Origin of the sequence: Psychrobacillus sp. AK 1817 (genome assembly GCF_008807035.1) — a bacterium.
GTDB lineage: Bacteria > Bacillota > Bacilli > Bacillales_A > Planococcaceae > Psychrobacillus > Psychrobacillus faecigallinarum.
Genome location: NZ_CP031739.1, coordinates 4,035,678 through 4,051,933, shown reverse-complemented (window position 1 = coordinate 4,051,933; position 16,256 = coordinate 4,035,678). Strand labels below are relative to the sequence as shown.

Below are 16,256 nucleotides of genomic sequence, written 5' to 3'. Positions count from 1 at the left end.
TTCAAGAAGACAAAAAACACCACGCTTTTTAAAAGCATGGTGTTTTTATAAAAGTAAGTTATCTTACCTTTTCTGTTGATCATTTTTTGATGTAGCTTTATCAGCCTTTTTAAATTCTTGCTGGTACAAAACCTCTTGAGTTGAAGTCAATCCATTGTCTTTTACGGTCAGTTGCTCATGTGGCGGCTTACGATCTGGCATTTAAACACTCCTTTCTAAGTATTCATATTATGTTGTTCTTATGGAAAGATAGATATACAAATAATATGAGGCAAATAAAAAAGGTGTAATACACATTCATTTATCTTAAAGGTGGATTAAGTTTCCTAAATAGAAAAACCATCTCCAGAAGTGTATATTAAGTGTTACGAGAGCTTAGACAACTTCGCCAAGAAACTTCAAATAAGACATAGATATATAATTACGGAGAATTTTTGTAAACATAAGTTAAAAAGTTGGTCTTTTAAAAATATAGTCTTTACTGAATTTTTTTCTAAAACAAAGAATATAAACCAATCACACGAAATGGAATTAGTTGGTCTAGAAAATAAAAGATTAATCTCCAATAGAACTTTCTTTACCAATAAAATATCGAGAGGTTGTACTTTTTAAGACATAAAAAAAACACCAATTCTATTTTGATAGAATTTGGTGTTCTGTAATAAACCATTACGGTCCAATAGGGCAAGGTTTACCTGGAATGCATTTTATAGGAGTACCGCCGCCAGCTTCCGGTGCAGGTACTTGTGCGCTAGCACTTGTTCCAAACGATAAACTCAAAACTAATAAAACACCTAAAATTGAAAACATCGATTTTTTCTTTTTCACGAATTAAACACTTCCATTTCCTTGATATTTTGTCTTACACTTCTAATTTCTACATTATTCGTTAAAACCCTTTTTTATTTTTAGAATATTTTTAATTTTAACTAAAAAAAGAAAACTATAACCTGTAAGCACCTTATATAAATATACTTAGGTTGGTATATTCACCATGCACTCGCTTTCTTTAGTTCAGTTATAATTTTAATTACCTATCTTGCAAGATGATTGTTTTATGTAAGTAATTTGTACTTATTCGTTTATTCAATGGGTAAGTCCAACTTCTTTTAAAACTTCCTTAAACTATTACAAATTTTATCTCCTAAATTTGACTTTAATATTACTTTTCTAAGTGTTACGAAGGATTGATGATCAACTATCAAATGCAATGTAACCTCTACGAACGGTTTAGTAGATAGTCTCACTATTCTCGCATCATCTTTAAATTATTTATATTAAGTCGTATAATTTTTCTATTCTCAAACGTCTATTAATTGAAGAACATTAGGAGGGTAGCTATATGGAAGAAAGCAAAAACATTAACAAAATATTTGTGGATGAAGCTCGAAAATTAAGAGATGAATTTGAAGAGATAGTTTCTGAATACTCAGCAGACCTTTGGAATTATTGTAAATATGTTACCGGTTCTCCTTGGGATGGCGAGGATCTTTATCAAGAGACTATGATTAAATCCTTTGGATTACTCCCACAACGTTGGAGTGAGATTACTAACAAAAAATACTATCTATTCAAAGTTGCAACAAACACTTGGCTCGATCAGTGTAGAAAACTTAAACGGGAAATAGGAACTTTAGATGAAGTACCTGAGAAAAACACTGATTTTTCGGATCGTTTATTATTGGAAGAAATTCTAATATCATTGGAGTCGAATTTGACTATTAAACAAACAGCAGCGTTTCTATTGTTGGATATTTTCCAGTTTAATGCAGATGAAGTAGCTGGGATTGTCAAAAGCACTCCAGGTGGTGTATATTCCTCTGTTCAAAGAGCGAGAAGAAAAATAGATTCTTTGGATTTCTCTAAAGCAAAAACTAAAATAGCCACACAAAGTCATAACGTAACCATCCAAGCATACTTAGAAGCCTTTAATAATGGAGATTTAAAACGTATGTTAAGACTATTTAGTGAACAAGCACAAAACGAAGCCTTCTTTGGATTCCAGGAATTTTCTAAAGATGAAATGTTGAAAGGTTCTTTAAAATTTGGTTTGCCTGGTCACACAGCACGTGAAATTTATCTGTGGGGTAAACCAGTTATTGTTGTGTTAACTTCTGAAGACGATAATGCTGAAATTCACGACATTCAGCAGCAAGAAATTGAAAACGGAAAAATAGTAAGCCATAAAAGTTATTTCTTCAGAAAAGAATTTATTTTAGCTGCCGCTGAAGAGCTTGGAATGAAGGCGCAGTTAGTAAAACCACCGGTAGATTGGAGTTGAGTTTTAGGGATGACAATTGTTGTCCCTTTTATTGTGTCCTTTGCACTGCTCTCAACTTTTCTACTTAACAATTTGTTTCTAATACGCCTTTTCACTACAATGTTTTTAAAATTTTTGCCCAATAATCCCCCCTGGTATAGGTGTGGATTACTCCATAATTATTATCTACAATTACATTGTATCTGTTGTAATATCCACTTTAAAATCTACTCTTGTAATCTCTAAACAGTTTTATGTATCCATTGTAGTCTGTAATAGTTCTTTCTCTAAATCCACTTCTTTCATTTTGCTGCGAAAAGATCTCCATTACATCTCTAAGTGTTACCTTGTTTTTTAATGGGTTGTTGCCTTACTTCCTTGTAGAAATAAGCTAATTTCTGTGCTTACTTCAAAAATACTGTTTGTCTTTGATTGTGTATAACCTGACGGCGCGTAGTACCTTAGAATACATACACTCGAAAAATATCAATAATCGGCAATTTGAACACTAATTTGCGACGCTATGTTACGAACTTTGTATCATCATTCTTTAACCCTTACCTTTTTAAGGACACCCTAAAATTCTAGGGCCTAGTGCCCGCAAAAGCTGTGATTTTCTATTTTAAAGTTCCTTTAATTGTTGACTCAATGTATAATAAAACTAAACTCGAAGGGACTGAACTATGCGCAGATGGCAATATTTTTCATCCAACTGATTAAAAAATTGGAGGTAAAAGTATTGATAAATGAACTACAAACTCAAAGATTACATTTAAGGAAAATGGAAACATCAGATTCACCTAGCTTATTTAAAATTTGGTCTGACCCAGATGTTACTAAATTCATGAACATCTCTAGCTTTACACACGAAGTTCAAGCAGAAGAAATAATTGAAATGTTTAAGGAATTGGCTCAATCTAGCAAAGCTATTCGTTTCTGTATAATTGAAAAAGAATCCAGTGAAATAATTGGCACGTGTGGTTTAAATTCGATAGACTTTGAAAATGAGAAGGCCGAAATAGGTTATGAAATTGCTAAAACCTATTGGGGCAAGGGATATGCTACAGAGGCTATTTACACGTTGATTAATTATGCTCTAGAAACATTAAAAATAAATAGAATTGAAGCCAAAATAGAACCTGCAAATGTAAATTCAATTAACGTTTTAAAAAAATTAAATTTCACATTTGAAGGAACATTAAGACAATACGAAAAATCAAAAGGAAACTTAATAGACATCAATATTTATTCACTATTAAAAACGGATTGAAGTTAAATTTTTCTTACCTATATCTCTCGAGATATAGGTTTTTTTCTCATATTGTTGTCCTATTAGGTGCCCTTATTTTCTATCCTAAGTTACTTCACAGTTTGGTTCTAATACGCCTTAACACTACAATGTTTTTAAAATTTTCATCCAATTATCAATACCTGCATAGGTGTGGATTACTACATTATTTTTATCTATCATGCAATTATGTTCTACTAAAACTTAGACTTATTCCACCAATGTTAACCTTAGATAGCTTTTAGATGTTTTAGTCGTGTGTAAGCTTTGTTTGATTGGATACCCTTATGGGATTCAACCACAATTACACTGTATCTGCTGTAATATCCTTTTTAAAATCTACTTTTGTAATCTCTAATCAGTTTTATGTATCCATTGTAGTCTGTAATTGTTCTTTCTCTAAATCCACTTAACTGCATTTGCTACTACAAGATCTCCATTACCTCTCTAAGTGTTACCTTGTTTTTTAATGGGTTGTTGCTTTACTGCGAGTTGAAATAAGCTAATTTTTGTGCTTACTTCAAAAATACTGTTTGTCTTTGTCACACTGATTCCTCCATATATTTAAGAGGGAAGAATCAGTGTAGGGACAAAAAAAGGATACTTTCACAGTGGTATAATCTGTGTTAGCATCCTTTATCTGTATCAAGCCCTGTCACATCAAAGCTTGAATTGTGTTTAACTGTACGTCCCAGGAGAGATTCGAACTCCCGACCGACGCCTTAGAAGGGCGTTGCTCTATCCAGCTGAGCTACTGAGACAATATTTTCTTTCCTTAATAAAATATTGGAAAGACAATATATATTATCTAATAATAATAGGATAAAGTCAATAGGAATTCAATTTTTTTTATAAAATAATTGGAAAGGAACTCAACTTTATCCTTACTCTATATCGCACTACCTCTAAAATATTGTAAAATTCCCTGCTGAGATTCTGCACCTAATCAAATAATCATTAATCTATTCGACAGTTTCTCTGAATGATTTTCTACCTGAGTATACCTTATTGACATCTACGGTAAGATTACTAATCGAGTTCTCTGTTAACGGTACTTTTCCATCCTTTTGGACCTTTTTCCAAGCCTCTAGATCTTTTCGATACATATATTCTGATAATCGATATATATCCACATCTATATCTAATCCTTCTAGATAAGTTTCTTCAACTTCTTTTTTTATTTGCTTCTTAACAAAAGAACGTACCTCCTTCTCTGTTATTGTACCTTCAAAACCACTTAATAAAGCGTTCATATTTAGTTTAATATCAAATTTTACTTCTTCCCCTTGTATTTTTGGCTCTACATCTATTTTCAGATTATCTATTACAATTGTAACAAATTCATCTTCCCGAGGAACTGTGATTTCACCTCTTTTTGTTTCCTTGGACATCCATTGTAGACCATTAATTTTATCCCCTGTTACAAATCCTTTAAGATCCTTTGGTGTAAGAATACCAATACCGTCAAATTTTGGCAATTTATCTTTTTCTTTATTAGAATTCCATTTGTCATCTATTTTTATATATGGTATGTTCACTTCGTGACTAGGTTCGTTTAAACGGATAACTAGTTTTCGAAAATCTATCGGTTCTATAAAAGACTCTTGCTGATAGGAGTTCATCGGATCTGCAAGCTTAAGTCTGGTCAATGCATTATTGAATAATGGATCGAGCAACAATACATCCTCTACAGAATCTTTCGTTGCATAAATCCACGTTTGGTATCTAATCTCTCGGTATCGTAAAAAAGAGTTTATGATCGTATTAGCTCGCCCTTCTTTTAATGCTTCTTCCGAAAAAACTAAATACGTCATATGTCCCCAAAAAAGCTTTAAATCCATGGATTGGTATAACTCAAAGAAAGCCTCTTCTACGGTGTTACCCTTAGCCCTGCCTACTTCCGCTTGGATAGCATCCTGAATTGGTTGATCCGTTTTAGCAATATTAATAAAATCTACAATTTGAGCATATATCTCATATTTTCCATCTTTGTAATCTATACCAACCCCATAGATATATCGTATTTTGTTTGGCTCATCCGCGTCCCAGCAGCTTGTTAATAAAGGAAGAAGGCAACAGATAATGCAAAATTGTTTAATTCTTCTTTTCATCTTCTGCTCCCCCTAATCGAGTAGAATCCTGCGGATCTAGTGAATTTGGACGGTCCTTATAATCAGTAGCCGGTGGTCTAAATAAAGATTTTTTAATGGTTGCCCAGCTGAGATCTGTGGCAATATTCATATAAGACACACCGAATATTCTAATGTTTGATAAGTAAAGAAGTAAAAGATATAAGGAGACAAAAAATCCAAATAAGCCAAGAAAAGATGTAATAAGAATCATAATGATTCGTACAACACTAACGGCAGTAACAAGGGATTGATTGACTAGTGTAAAAGTAGCGATGGTAGATATAGCAATAACAACAATCATTGCCGGACTTGTCAAACCTGCCCTAATCGCAGCGTCCCCAACTATTATACCTCCAACTACGCTAATGGTTCCCCCTATTACACTTGGTAATCGTAGTCCCGCTTCTCTAAAAAGCTCAAACATGATTAACATTATAAGCATCTCTAGAGCAGAAGGGAGCGGAAGGCCTGTATTATTTTGGACTACTGTTGCCAGTAATTGAAAAGGCATTTGATCCTGGTGGAAAGTAGTTAACGCTAACCAAAAAGCTGGCAAGGCTACACCTACCATAAGACCTACTATTCTCAATAGCCTTTCTGCAGTACTAAAAGCAACTGGATATTCTATATCCTCGCCAGCCTTTAAAAGCAAAAATAAATTTACCGGAGTAATAACAACATAGGAAACTCCATCTACTAATATAAGAAACCTTCCCCTTACTAACGCTTGCATTGCAAAATCTGGCCTTCCTGTATAATCATTTTTCGGAAATACAAGTGATCTCTTGTTCACTCTTTCCATTAATAACTCTCCACCAAAGAGAATATCTACATCAATTTCATTTAACTGCTTTAAAATATCCTGAAGTATTTCCTTGCTGGCAATGTCTTCCATATAGAGTATGGCGACAGTTGTCTTAGACCTTCTGCCTATTTCCATTTTTTCTACGCTTAAGGAATTGGTTGGTAGTCTTTTTCTTATTAAAGCAATATTAACCGAAATATCCTCTATAAAGTTATCTCTTGGTCCCTTAATAAGTACTTCCATTCTAGACTCTTCTGGATTTCGGTTGGGCTTCTTTGATATATTACTTGAAAATGTAAGATTTTCATCTTCAAAAAATAGTATTAAATAACCATTAAACAGCTTTGTAATAACCTCTTCCTTCGTGTTTAGTATTTTTAGTTCAGGAATATGAAGTTTCTCTAATATTGTTTTCTCAAGCGGTGTTTGCTCTACCTGTGCACATGTCTCTTGAACTCTTGGGACAATGACTTCATTCAAAAGCTGAAGATTTACCATAGAGTCACAAGTGATAAAATGAACTTTATATTGTCCATAAGTATACAATTGAAAATCTACATCTGCATTCTTTTTAAATAGATTTTTGTATGTTTGAAGATCCAGTGCTTCCTCTGTCGGCTTCACTATGCTTCACTCACTTCCCTACGTTTTTTCTTTTTCTTTTTCTTTTTCTTTTTCTTCTTCTTTTTCTTTTTGTTTTTATTAAATAAAGCTACGATAAACAAGAAAATGGATACTATAAAAAAGAATATGAAAGTTATTATCAGAAAGTAATTACCTTTAAAGTTAAGAAATAAATTGTCACTTATTATGGTTAAAACTAGGCATATTGCGATGAACACTGGAGTAATGATAAACCATACATGCTTAACTTTTTTTATATTAAGCAGCTCAATAGCAATGAATAGGAGAAGTCCCACTCGAATAAATGCTCCTGTCAACCATTGATAAATTGAAAAAAAGTCTAAATGCTCGATAAACTGACCGATTGACACTAAACCCCATTCTTCATAGGCTGGATAGATTTGCTTACCTGCCTCTGTTGGTCCAAACTCTGTAATAGCGCCAAGTAATGGTCCCAAAGTTAGACCCATTAACAAAAACAATATTATGGCAAAATGATACCATTTCATCTTTTCCTTCATATGCTGCTGTAAAAATAGAAGCAGTACCAATTCTACAAATCCGGCCGCAGGATAAACAGTCGCTTTAATCACGGGCTCCCATCCATGTTCCAAAAATGGCCTTAATAATGAATAATCTTTCACTTGAATATTGACGAATGCTACAAAAAAACCTAATACTAATACACCAAATAAAACAATAACATTTAGGATTGCTATAGTTTGAATGTTAGTAGTAGCTAATAGGATGCACAAAACAATATAAATTATTAATAAAACAAGAATTGACGTGGTAGGTAAAAATGTTGTTTTCATCCATTGAATAGCTTCTCGCATCGTTACTGCAGCCAATACGATTAAGAAAATACTTACAACATATCGAAATAGAGTACTCATTTTGGGACCTATCGCTTCTTTTAACCATTGGGTTAACTTTTGCTGACCTATTTGTTTATGAACATAATAAAGTAGAAAAATCCACCCAAATATAATAATCGTTGCTAAAATGACGGACATCCATCCATCTCTACCTCCAATTTTTAAAATGGGAGGTAAAATTGTCACATGATTTTTTAGTCCAATCATGGTCATTGACAAGGCAACAATATGTATAATACTAATCGGTCCGACTCTTTTCATTTTCATACCTTCTAACGTTTTATAATACTTACCAGTTTTGACAACTTTCGAAGTGTTTATAAGGATGAAATGTAAATTTACAAATTAAATTTTTTATAGCAAACTGACTTAAATAATGTTCAATTTAACTCCTCACATATTCACTTTGCTATTGATTTCATGCTTGATGGAAATGAACGCCAGCTTTGCTTAATGTTTTAACTAAAAAAAGAACGTACTCGGAATAGAATCCCGAATACGCCCTTCAATTTAAAAACCAAACTAAGTTCTTTACCTATTTTCGTTGTAAAAACGACGGAAGATATTTTCAAAGTCCTCTTTAATAAATGTTTCTTCACTATAGTCCATAGACTTATAAGTCAGGGGAGAGTCTTTTTTATACTCTGTTATTATTATTGTTTTTCTTGGCCCATCATTGTAATCATGATAGGTTTTAGGTAAATCAAGTGTGACCGGCTCCATAAAAGGAATATGTCCCTTAGCAGACTTCATGAATAGGACTGTCAATTCCTTTTCATAAAAAGCATCAATATATTCTTTTTCTGATACACTCTCTAGATAATCCTCACCAATTACAAGTAATTGAAATGTTTCCTTTATAATATCATTCGTCAATATTTCTTCTACACTGATAGAAGTGTAGGTGACATTATCGTATTCAGGAAGTGACACTTCACCCACCACTCCAATATCAATTGGTTCAGCAGAAATTAAATTCCCTTGTGAGCAACCTACAAGCAATATTAAAATAGAAATAATAATAGCATAAAATAAACCCCTCATTTTTTTAGGGATTTTAAAAATATCTCCCATTCTCCCACTCCCTTTATTGGTTTATATTGTAAATTAAATTATATATTATCATGTACTAAATTTTTTATATTTCTTTTAGTTGTCTATTTCATAATATAATCCAAACATAAAGAGCAAGTTGATTTTAGTCAACTTGCTCGTGTACATTCTATTTTATTCAACTATTGAATAATTACCATGCTCAGTAGAGATCACATACTCAGGCTTAGGTGGTTTTCCACCATGCTCTTTAATTTTATTTTTGTGTCCTGCAATATGCTCAGGGCTCTTCTCCCATGCCTTCCATGCTTCTTCAGATTCCCAGCGTATAATCATCACTACTTCTTCCTCACCGCGACGAACATTTTTCACTAACAGCTCACGGCTGATAAAACCTTCACGTTGCTCTATTAAAGAAGGTCCTTGATCTGGTTTTTTCTTGAAACGCTCCAGCACCTTATCTGAATTTCCTTCTGTCACTGTCCACTTGCGAATTTGTACGAACATTGTCATCCCTCCATGATATATTACTATTAAATTTGAAAGTTATTGTTTTGTTTCTAAATCCTGCGATTCTATACCAGACTCAGACGCCTGACTTTCTTCAACTTCTACTAATTCAAATAACTGTGCAAACTCATCCATTAACATCTCAACCGCTTTCAACTCACCCACTAAAACTGGATTAATTGATTGCAATTCAGGTGTTTCTAACTGTTTCTTCAAAGAAGTAGATTTGGTATTCATCATTTCATAAAAGGCAAGAGCTCTACCTCGTCGAAACGTTTTGGCACCTCTTCTTAAATCATGCTTACCGTCCTGTTCATTTCCTTCTTCGCAACGGCCACCACGTCTACCTCTATGGGATTCATTTTTCATTTAAGAACCTCCAATCGTATACATTTGTATACTAACGTTATTGTATACAAATGTATACGATAAGTCAATTAATTAAAAAAACTCTCCTGTTTCCTAATTTCACCACTACTCATCCTTTTTAATATTCTCAACTGATTTATTTATCACTCATTCCCTAAATATATAGTTCATTACTAATTATCAGAAATGATGTGGTCGAAAACCTTGGCAATTAAATTGAAATCCATTTCAAGGTAAGAAATACTTTACTTTATGTCCGGTATACTTTACATTTAATGAAATGAATCGCGGGAGGGAAAAAATGGAGGTCAAGAATCGATTAAAAGAACTGAGGGCTAGATCCAACCTTACGCAAAAGGACTTGTCGGAAAAAGTAGGTGTAACACGTCAAACCATTGTCTCACTGGAAAAAGGGACCTATGTCCCTTCGCTGTTATTGGCAATGAATATATCTGAAGTATTTCAGGAGCCGATTGAGAAAATCTTTTATAAGGGGGATGGCAAGTGAAGATTGTTTTATTTGAAAGTATCAGCAAGATCATTGTTATAAGCGTATTTGCATATGCAGTGGCATTTGCGTTTGAAAACATCTGGTTAATGGACGAATTTGAACGGGGTTTGGCAAACGGTGAAATACTTTTAGTTAACGTGAAATTTAGTTTATGGCCATTTATAATCAGCATCTTGTTAATGTTGCTTCACTCCATTCTGTCTGTAAAATTAAAACCAAGAAAACGGGCTGACATCCTTTTGAAATTCGGAGAGTTTCAAGAAGCTGATGAACGGGAGTTGATCATCACCAATAAAGCAACCAAGGCTTCTCATGTTACTTTTACACTGACTGTAATGTCGGCAATGGTAATTATGATACTTTTCACAAGTCACATTTATCTTCATCCTGCATTTCCTATATATTTATTTGCAGGAACAATAGTGGCTTCCAGCATTGCTTATGCTATTACATGGTGTATAGAATATTATAAGTAAAAAAATTGCACTGAGGGTAAACTCAGTGCAATTTTACCATTATATTCCATAATAAAAAACATTATAGTATTGGAAATCCTCTTCTACAATTTCTTTTACAAATGAAAAGAAAATTTCGCCAAAAACTGCCTCGTTAGTTTAAATAGTAAACCACCATGAAATCTACATTGTTTTACTTAAATATCCATATTAAGTGAATTTATTTAATCAGATGTAGTGGTGGTGTCAACATGCAATTTTACTATAAATAAACCTTTACATTTAAAATAACCTTAACCAAAGCACTCGCTCGTATTTAACTGATACAAGTACATACCATTATGATATTGCCATCAGGATCTTTAAAGGAAAACTCTTCTAAATCAGGATGAATAATAATTTCAGTTACTATCTCCGCACCCATTTTAGTGACATGGGCAAACGCTGCGTTAATGTCAGAAGCACTAAGATTAAAGAGTGGCTGATTTGATGGGATAAATTTATAATTTTCTTCAAAAATATGGTTATCAAGGGTTATTCCAGGGCGTCTGTCACCCATATTTAAAGTATATACAGGTCCTATATGATTCCCTTCTCTTACTTGCAACCCAAGTAATTCACTGTACCATTTTATTGAACGTTCTAAATCCGACACATGAACAAAAATTGTATCAATCCTATTTTCAATTGGTTTAAACAAGTGAGCACCTCCAAAGATATGATATCAAATAATTCTATATAACTATTAAACAATCCTGCTAGTAAATTTGATATTCAATACCTGAATGCTATGCTTTTTGCTTACATTGTTATGAGAAGTGATTGTACAATTTGTATCCGAAAAGGCTGGTCATAAAGATGTAGAAACGCATTTAATTATTATTTTCTAGTGTTAAAAGAAATGACTAAAAAGGAGGAAAAAATCTTTAGATACTCCCCTTCTAATACAGACGGAGGCTATAGAATATGTTACAAATATGTAGTATTGGTATTCAAAATATAATAAAATCCTCTAATGTTAAATATATAGAAAAAACGCTTTAAAATGTTGGTAAAACAACATTTTAAAGCGTTTGATCATTTTTAAAACCTATTCAATTACATTAATTACGTCCCAGGAGAGATTCGAACTCCCGACCGACGCCTTAGAAGGGCGTTGCTCTATCCAGCTGAGCTACTGAGACCAAGTACTCCCCCACCACACAGATAGGAAAGACAAGATTTATTATATAATCATAACAAAAAAATGTCAACGGTATTTCAAGAAGTTTTTAAATTAACATTTTCAATCAGTTTATGTTCCGAAGAAAAGAATAGAACTTGCCAAAGGTTTTCTTTCTTTTCTACGATAGCATAACTTTTTTCTTTGCGTCCCCTTGGCTTATGTAGGCTTCCAGGATTGACGAACAGGATACCGTTTTGTAACTCTGCACCTAGCATATGAGAATGGCCAAAACAGACTACAGTAGCGCCCACTTCCTGCGCTCTGTAACTCAGTGGCAATATTGTAGATTTTACTTGGTGACGATGTCCATGTACCACCAAAATCTTTTCATTGTCCAAAGTAATGAGTTCCTCTTCGGGAAAGCTAGAATCGTAATCACAATTACCTCCAACAATGAAAATGGATTTCCCCTCAAAGTAAGAGGCATCTAATTCACTGTCTCCACAATGAATTATGGCTTGTACTTCATCTTGATGGACTTGAATTACCTCTTCCATCGTTACAGTATCCTTATGTGTATCACTCATAATTAATATTTTCAAGAAAATTCACCACCTTATAATAAAGCGGTTAATTTGGATTGTAATTGCTTGATAGCATTTCCTCGGTGAGAAATTGCTCCTTTTTCTTCAGCTGAAAGCTCAGCCATCATTTTATTCTCGGATGGAACAAAGAATACAGGGTCATATCCGAAACCGTTGTTTCCTTTTCTCTCTTGAGCAATGGCACCTTCGCATGTTCCTCTAACAGTAAAAGGTTCCATAGTTGGTGATGCTACAGCAATCACGCAAACGAAGCGGGCTGTTCTTTCGGATTCTTTTGTGTCTCTAAGCTCTTCTAGCAGTTTTGTAATGTTTGCCTCGTCGCTCTTCTCTTCCCCAGCATAACGAGCAGAATAGATGCCTGGACGCCCATCCAGTGCGTCTACCTCCAGCCCACTGTCATCTGCAATGACGATTGACTGTAAATGTTCAGCCAAGGCAGTAGCTTTTAAAAGTGCATTTTCTTCAAATGTAGTTCCTGTTTCTTCTACATCCATGTCCTCTGCAACGTCATGTAAAGTCAGAACCTCATACCCTAATGGGTTGAATAATGCTTCAAAATCCTTTGCTTTTCCTTTATTTTTTGTTGCAATAATAATTTTTTTCATTCGGTTATCAATCCTTTCTCTCCAATTTTAGATGCAAGGTCTCCTAATGCAGATCGTTGGATATCCATTAATTGTTGAATACCTATTTCTCCAAATTCAAGAAGCTCTAATAGTTCTTTTTTCGAGAAGGTTGCTTCTTCTCCGGTACCTTGTAATTCCACGTACTCACCGCCGCTAGTTTGAACAATATTCATATCAACAGATGCTGAAGAGTCTTCCACATAATTCAAATCAAGAACGACACCAATTTCATCGACGATTCCTACACTTGTTGCAGCTAAGAATTCTACTACCGGGAACTTAGCCAGCTGCTTTTGTTCATAGAGTTTTCCTAATGCAATCGTTAAAGCAACGAATGCTCCAGTTATACTTGCAGTTCTAGTTCCACCATCCGCTTGAATTACATCACAATCTACCCAAATTGTTTTTTCGCCTATTACTTCAAGGTCCACTACAGAGCGCAATGCTCGTCCAATTAGACGCTGTATCTCCATTGTACGACCTGTAACCTTCCCCTTGGATGATTCACGCTGAGTGCGTGATTCTGTTGCACGTGGCAGCATAGAATATTCTGCAGTGATCCAGCCCTTGCCTTGTCCTCTTAAAAAAGGTGGTACTCGATCTTCTATTGTTGCATTACAAATTACCTTTGTATTACCAACCGTTATCAATACTGAGCCCTCTGGATGCATTAAATAATTTGTTTCAATCGTTACATTTCTAAGCTGTTTTGGTTCTCTTCCATCAAATCTAATCATATTTTTCTCCTTTTTCTCACCTGAGCAAAAGAAAACCCCGCTATTTGAGGATTCTCCTAACAGGGTCAATTAAATGAAATTGTTCTAACATCTGCGTTCGACATTTCTAACCACTTTTCTACAATTGTTTTAAAGATAGGAACAGATCCGGTTGTATAGAAAATCGGCTCCTTCGCTTCTTTAATAGGGTTCTGTAAATGATGATACTCTAAGTACTCCAGTACATCCTGGGCAGTTTCTTCGGCTGAGGAGAGAACATGCACGTTCTTTCCAACAACACTCTCGATATGTTTTTGTAGTAAGGGATAGTGTGTGCAACCTAGGATTACTGTATCAAAATGCTCTGATTTTAAGGGCTCTAAAGCCTCTATAACCATTTTGTGAGCAAAATCTCCCTCATATTCATTACTTTCTACAATTGGCACAAAAGTAGGGCAAGCAAGGGGAATTACCTTACTTGATGTATTTAAGGCAGCAATCGCCTCTTCATACGCCCCACTTTTAATAGTACCGCTTGTACCTAAGACTACGATTTCGTTTTTTTTAGTTGCCTTAATAGCTGCTCTTGCACCTGGGAAAATAACGCCAATTACAGGAAATGGCATTTTTTTACTTAGCGAATTAAGAGCCACTGCTGTCGCAGTATTACATGCTATCACGAGCATTTTTATATTCATTTTAGACAAGGCAATTGCCATTTGCCATGTGAATTTACGAACTTCACTGCCAGTTCTAGGTCCATAAGGACATCTAGCTGTATCACCTATATAAATAATTTCTTCGTTGGGAAGTAGTCGCATAATTTCTTTTGCAACTGTCAAACCTCCCACACCAGAGTCTATCACACCGATTGGGGCTTTCACGTCAATTCCTCAGTTCTTTTTCATCTCTTGATGTAATTTTGCTAATAAAGTTGATAATGCTGTTGCTTCGTCTTGATCAAATTGTTTTAGCACGTCTTTTAAATACTGCTGTCGTTTGTCAATTACTTCTTCGATGATTCGTTCGCCTTCTTTTAATAAATGTATCCGTACGACACGACGATCTTGCTCGTCTCTTACTCGCTGGACCAATTCGCTCTTCTCCATACGGTCAATTAAATCCGTTGTGGTACTAAAAGCTAAATACATTTTATTAGATAAATCCCCGATTGTCATGTCTCCAATTTCAAAAAGCCATTGAAGTGCCACAAATTGGGGAGGCGTTATCGTATAAGAATTAAGGATTTGTCGCCCTCTCTGTTTGATAATCCCTGATATATGCCGAAGCTCTTTTTCTAAAAAAGCAACATCTTCGTGATTTAACTCAACTTGATTTTTTTCTTCTGCCATTAATAACTTCACTCCTCAAAACAATCCGTCCTACTTATTATTGTGACTTGTTCTGAGGAAAATGGCAAGGATTCAAATCAATTCAATGATAATTCTCCAAGTCTTAATAGTTCAACAATTGCTTGTGATCTACCTGATACACCTAATTTTTGTATCGTATTAGATATATGGTTGCGAACTGTTTTTTCACTAATAGACAGCTGAATTGAAATGTCTTTTGTAGAATTATCTTCTACTAATAACTGAAATATTTGACGCTCTCTGCTCGTCAATATTGATCGTTGCTGATTACCATCGTACAATGCCATAGCCCCCTATCCACTCTCCTACTAACGTATGTAGCAAGGGGATGGTAGGTGACGGCTAGCTGATACTCTTTTGAAAAACTTCTCTTTCCTCTTCCGTCCATTTTGCAGCTTTTCCAGTTCTTTTATCAATTTGGACGATAGAGCCTCTACCTGTGAATACGATTTCCCCTTTTACATTCTTTGCCATGTAATGGATATCAACTGATGATCCCCCAATGGAATTAGCTTTTACATAGATCCGAAGCTTCTCATCAAAAAAGACTTGCTTCTGGTAATCGCATTGTAAATCGGCTACAACTGGGATCTTATCGCCTTTAGGATTTAGCCAGTCATTCATAAGCATTATATTTTTGAAGTATTCAATACGCGCGTATTCGAAGTATGCAAAGGTAACCGTGTTATTTAAATGTCCGTACATATCCGTTTCTGAAAAACGTACACTCACCTCTGAGTAAAATGAAAATTCCTTTTCCCATGCTTCTAAGTTTTCTATGTATGCTGCTCTCATCTTATAATCCCCTTTATAAAATAGTTAGCCTATATCCATTAAATGAATAGCCATTCATTTAATTATATCAGAAAATTAAAAATCTAACTAA

20 protein-coding genes and 2 tRNA genes are annotated in these 16,256 nt (G+C 34.4%); 4 read left to right on the top strand and 18 right to left on the bottom strand.

The window, feature by feature from the left end; all coding sequences use genetic code 11:
• Positions 1-63: 63 nt before the first annotated feature.
• Positions 64-201 (bottom strand): YfhE family protein, encoded by a 138-nt coding sequence (locus D0S48_RS20300; protein ID WP_144535575.1) that lies wholly within the window; start codon positions 199-201, stop codon positions 64-66.
• Between the two features lie 468 nt (positions 202-669).
• Complete coding sequence (locus D0S48_RS20785; RefSeq protein ID WP_154310494.1) at positions 670-828, bottom strand: hypothetical protein; 159 nt, start codon at positions 826-828, stop codon at positions 670-672.
• A 514-nt stretch (positions 829-1,342) separates the two neighbouring features.
• On the opposite strand from D0S48_RS20785, the gene D0S48_RS20295 reads away from it, so the two are divergent.
• A complete protein-coding gene (locus tag D0S48_RS20295) occupies positions 1,343-2,281 on the top strand; it encodes an RNA polymerase sigma factor (protein ID WP_144535573.1) in 939 nt (312 codons plus the stop codon).
• Positions 2,282-2,999: 718 nt separating this feature from the next.
• Positions 3,000-3,530 (top strand): GNAT family N-acetyltransferase, encoded by a 531-nt coding sequence (locus D0S48_RS20290; protein WP_144535571.1) that lies wholly within the window; start codon positions 3,000-3,002, stop codon positions 3,528-3,530.
• A 705-nt stretch (positions 3,531-4,235) separates the two neighbouring features.
• On the opposite strand, the gene D0S48_RS20285 is transcribed toward D0S48_RS20290, so the two are convergent.
• The 7 genes from D0S48_RS20285 to D0S48_RS20255 all read right to left on the bottom strand — a co-directional run bounded on the left by D0S48_RS20285 (position 4,236) and on the right by D0S48_RS20255 (position 9,919).
• A tRNA-Arg gene (locus D0S48_RS20285) sits at positions 4,236-4,309 on the bottom strand.
• 201 nt (positions 4,310-4,510) lie between these two features.
• Entirely contained in the window at positions 4,511-5,659 is a 1,149-nt protein-coding gene (locus tag D0S48_RS20280; protein ID WP_144535569.1) for a Ger(x)C family spore germination protein, read from the bottom strand.
• Positions 5,643-7,109, bottom strand: a complete 1,467-nt coding sequence (locus D0S48_RS20275) for a spore germination protein (protein ID WP_144535567.1) — start codon at positions 7,107-7,109, stop codon at positions 5,643-5,645. The genes D0S48_RS20280 and D0S48_RS20275 overlap by 17 nt, the downstream gene beginning before the upstream one ends.
• A complete protein-coding gene (locus D0S48_RS20270) occupies positions 7,109-8,248 on the bottom strand; it encodes an endospore germination permease (RefSeq protein ID WP_144535565.1) in 1,140 nt (379 codons plus the stop codon). Before D0S48_RS20270 ends, D0S48_RS20275 begins: the two co-directional genes overlap by 1 nt.
• A 270-nt stretch (positions 8,249-8,518) precedes the next feature.
• Positions 8,519-9,061, bottom strand: coding sequence for a hypothetical protein (locus D0S48_RS20265; RefSeq protein ID WP_144535563.1), 543 nt, complete (start codon positions 9,059-9,061; stop codon positions 8,519-8,521).
• 153 nt (positions 9,062-9,214) lie between these two features.
• Positions 9,215-9,547 carry an antibiotic biosynthesis monooxygenase family protein gene (locus D0S48_RS20260; protein WP_144535561.1) on the bottom strand — a complete coding sequence of 111 codons (333 nt, stop codon included), beginning with the start codon at positions 9,545-9,547 and terminating at the stop codon, positions 9,215-9,217.
• 39 nt (positions 9,548-9,586) lie between these two features.
• A complete protein-coding gene (locus D0S48_RS20255) occupies positions 9,587-9,919 on the bottom strand; it encodes a hypothetical protein (RefSeq protein ID WP_144535559.1) in 333 nt (110 codons plus the stop codon).
• Between the two features lie 301 nt (positions 9,920-10,220).
• Between D0S48_RS20255 and D0S48_RS20250 the strand changes: the two genes are divergently transcribed.
• Together D0S48_RS20250 and D0S48_RS20245 are read left to right on the top strand one after the other, a co-directional pair.
• Positions 10,221-10,427, top strand: coding sequence for a helix-turn-helix transcriptional regulator (locus tag D0S48_RS20250; protein ID WP_144535557.1), 207 nt, complete (start codon positions 10,221-10,223; stop codon positions 10,425-10,427).
• Positions 10,424-10,906: a hypothetical protein gene (locus D0S48_RS20245; protein ID WP_144535555.1), complete on the top strand. Its 483-nt coding sequence runs from the start codon at positions 10,424-10,426 to the stop codon at positions 10,904-10,906. The genes D0S48_RS20250 and D0S48_RS20245 overlap by 4 nt, the downstream gene beginning before the upstream one ends.
• Before the next feature lie 295 nt (positions 10,907-11,201).
• Here the strand turns inward: D0S48_RS20245 and D0S48_RS20240 are convergent, their stop codons facing one another.
• The 9 genes from D0S48_RS20240 to D0S48_RS20200 all read right to left on the bottom strand — a co-directional run bounded on the left by D0S48_RS20240 (position 11,202) and on the right by D0S48_RS20200 (position 16,165).
• Positions 11,202-11,585 (bottom strand): VOC family protein, encoded by a 384-nt coding sequence (locus tag D0S48_RS20240; RefSeq protein ID WP_144535553.1) that lies wholly within the window; start codon positions 11,583-11,585, stop codon positions 11,202-11,204.
• 410 nt (positions 11,586-11,995) lie between these two features.
• Positions 11,996-12,069 (bottom strand) — tRNA-Arg (locus D0S48_RS20235).
• A 76-nt stretch (positions 12,070-12,145) separates the two neighbouring features.
• Positions 12,146-12,652 (bottom strand): metallophosphoesterase family protein, encoded by a 507-nt coding sequence (locus tag D0S48_RS20230; RefSeq protein WP_144535552.1) that lies wholly within the window; start codon positions 12,650-12,652, stop codon positions 12,146-12,148.
• Positions 12,653-12,666: 14 nt separating this feature from the next.
• Positions 12,667-13,260: an XTP/dITP diphosphatase gene (locus D0S48_RS20225; RefSeq protein ID WP_144535551.1), complete on the bottom strand. Its 594-nt coding sequence runs from the start codon at positions 13,258-13,260 to the stop codon at positions 12,667-12,669.
• A complete protein-coding gene (rph, locus tag D0S48_RS20220) occupies positions 13,257-14,018 on the bottom strand; it encodes a ribonuclease PH (protein WP_151113597.1) in 762 nt (253 codons plus the stop codon). The genes D0S48_RS20225 and rph overlap by 4 nt, the downstream gene beginning before the upstream one ends.
• Before the next feature lie 65 nt (positions 14,019-14,083).
• Positions 14,084-14,881: a glutamate racemase gene (racE, locus tag D0S48_RS20215; RefSeq protein WP_144535547.1), complete on the bottom strand. Its 798-nt coding sequence runs from the start codon at positions 14,879-14,881 to the stop codon at positions 14,084-14,086.
• Positions 14,882-14,890: 9 nt separating this feature from the next.
• Positions 14,891-15,349, bottom strand: coding sequence for a MarR family winged helix-turn-helix transcriptional regulator (locus D0S48_RS20210; RefSeq protein WP_144535545.1), 459 nt, complete (start codon positions 15,347-15,349; stop codon positions 14,891-14,893).
• 77 nt (positions 15,350-15,426) lie between these two features.
• Positions 15,427-15,651, bottom strand: a complete 225-nt coding sequence (locus D0S48_RS20205) for a helix-turn-helix domain-containing protein (protein WP_225215939.1) — start codon at positions 15,649-15,651, stop codon at positions 15,427-15,429.
• Positions 15,652-15,712: 61 nt separating this feature from the next.
• On the bottom strand, positions 15,713-16,165 hold the full coding sequence (locus tag D0S48_RS20200) for an acyl-CoA thioesterase (protein ID WP_144535541.1): 453 nt from the start codon (positions 16,163-16,165) through the stop codon (positions 15,713-15,715).
• Between the last annotated feature and the right edge of the window lie 91 nt (positions 16,166-16,256).

Coding starts and splice junctions, on each gene's coding strand:
- D0S48_RS20260 (WP_144535561.1), bottom strand. CDS start 9,547: ATGTTCGTACAAATTCGCAAGTGGACAGTGACAGAAGGAAATTCAGAT.
- D0S48_RS20200 (WP_144535541.1), bottom strand. CDS start 16,165: ATGAGAGCAGCATACATAGAAAACTTAGAAGCATGGGAAAAGGAATTT.
- D0S48_RS20255 (WP_144535559.1), bottom strand. CDS start 9,919: ATGAAAAATGAATCCCATAGAGGTAGACGTGGTGGCCGTTGCGAAGAA.
- D0S48_RS20225 (WP_144535551.1), bottom strand. CDS start 13,260: ATGAAAAAAATTATTATTGCAACAAAAAATAAAGGAAAAGCAAAGGAT.
- D0S48_RS20265 (WP_144535563.1), bottom strand. CDS start 9,061: ATGGGAGATATTTTTAAAATCCCTAAAAAAATGAGGGGTTTATTTTAT.
- D0S48_RS20210 (WP_144535545.1), bottom strand. CDS start 15,349: ATGGCAGAAGAAAAAAATCAAGTTGAGTTAAATCACGAAGATGTTGCT.
- D0S48_RS20280 (WP_144535569.1), bottom strand. CDS start 5,659: ATGAAAAGAAGAATTAAACAATTTTGCATTATCTGTTGCCTTCTTCCT.
- D0S48_RS20250 (WP_144535557.1), top strand. CDS start 10,221: ATGGAGGTCAAGAATCGATTAAAAGAACTGAGGGCTAGATCCAACCTT.
- rph (WP_151113597.1), bottom strand. CDS start 14,018: ATGATTAGATTTGATGGAAGAGAACCAAAACAGCTTAGAAATGTAACG.
- D0S48_RS20295 (WP_144535573.1), top strand. CDS start 1,343: ATGGAAGAAAGCAAAAACATTAACAAAATATTTGTGGATGAAGCTCGA.
- D0S48_RS20270 (WP_144535565.1), bottom strand. CDS start 8,248: ATGAAAAGAGTCGGACCGATTAGTATTATACATATTGTTGCCTTGTCA.
- D0S48_RS20300 (WP_144535575.1), bottom strand. CDS start 201: ATGCCAGATCGTAAGCCGCCACATGAGCAACTGACCGTAAAAGACAAT.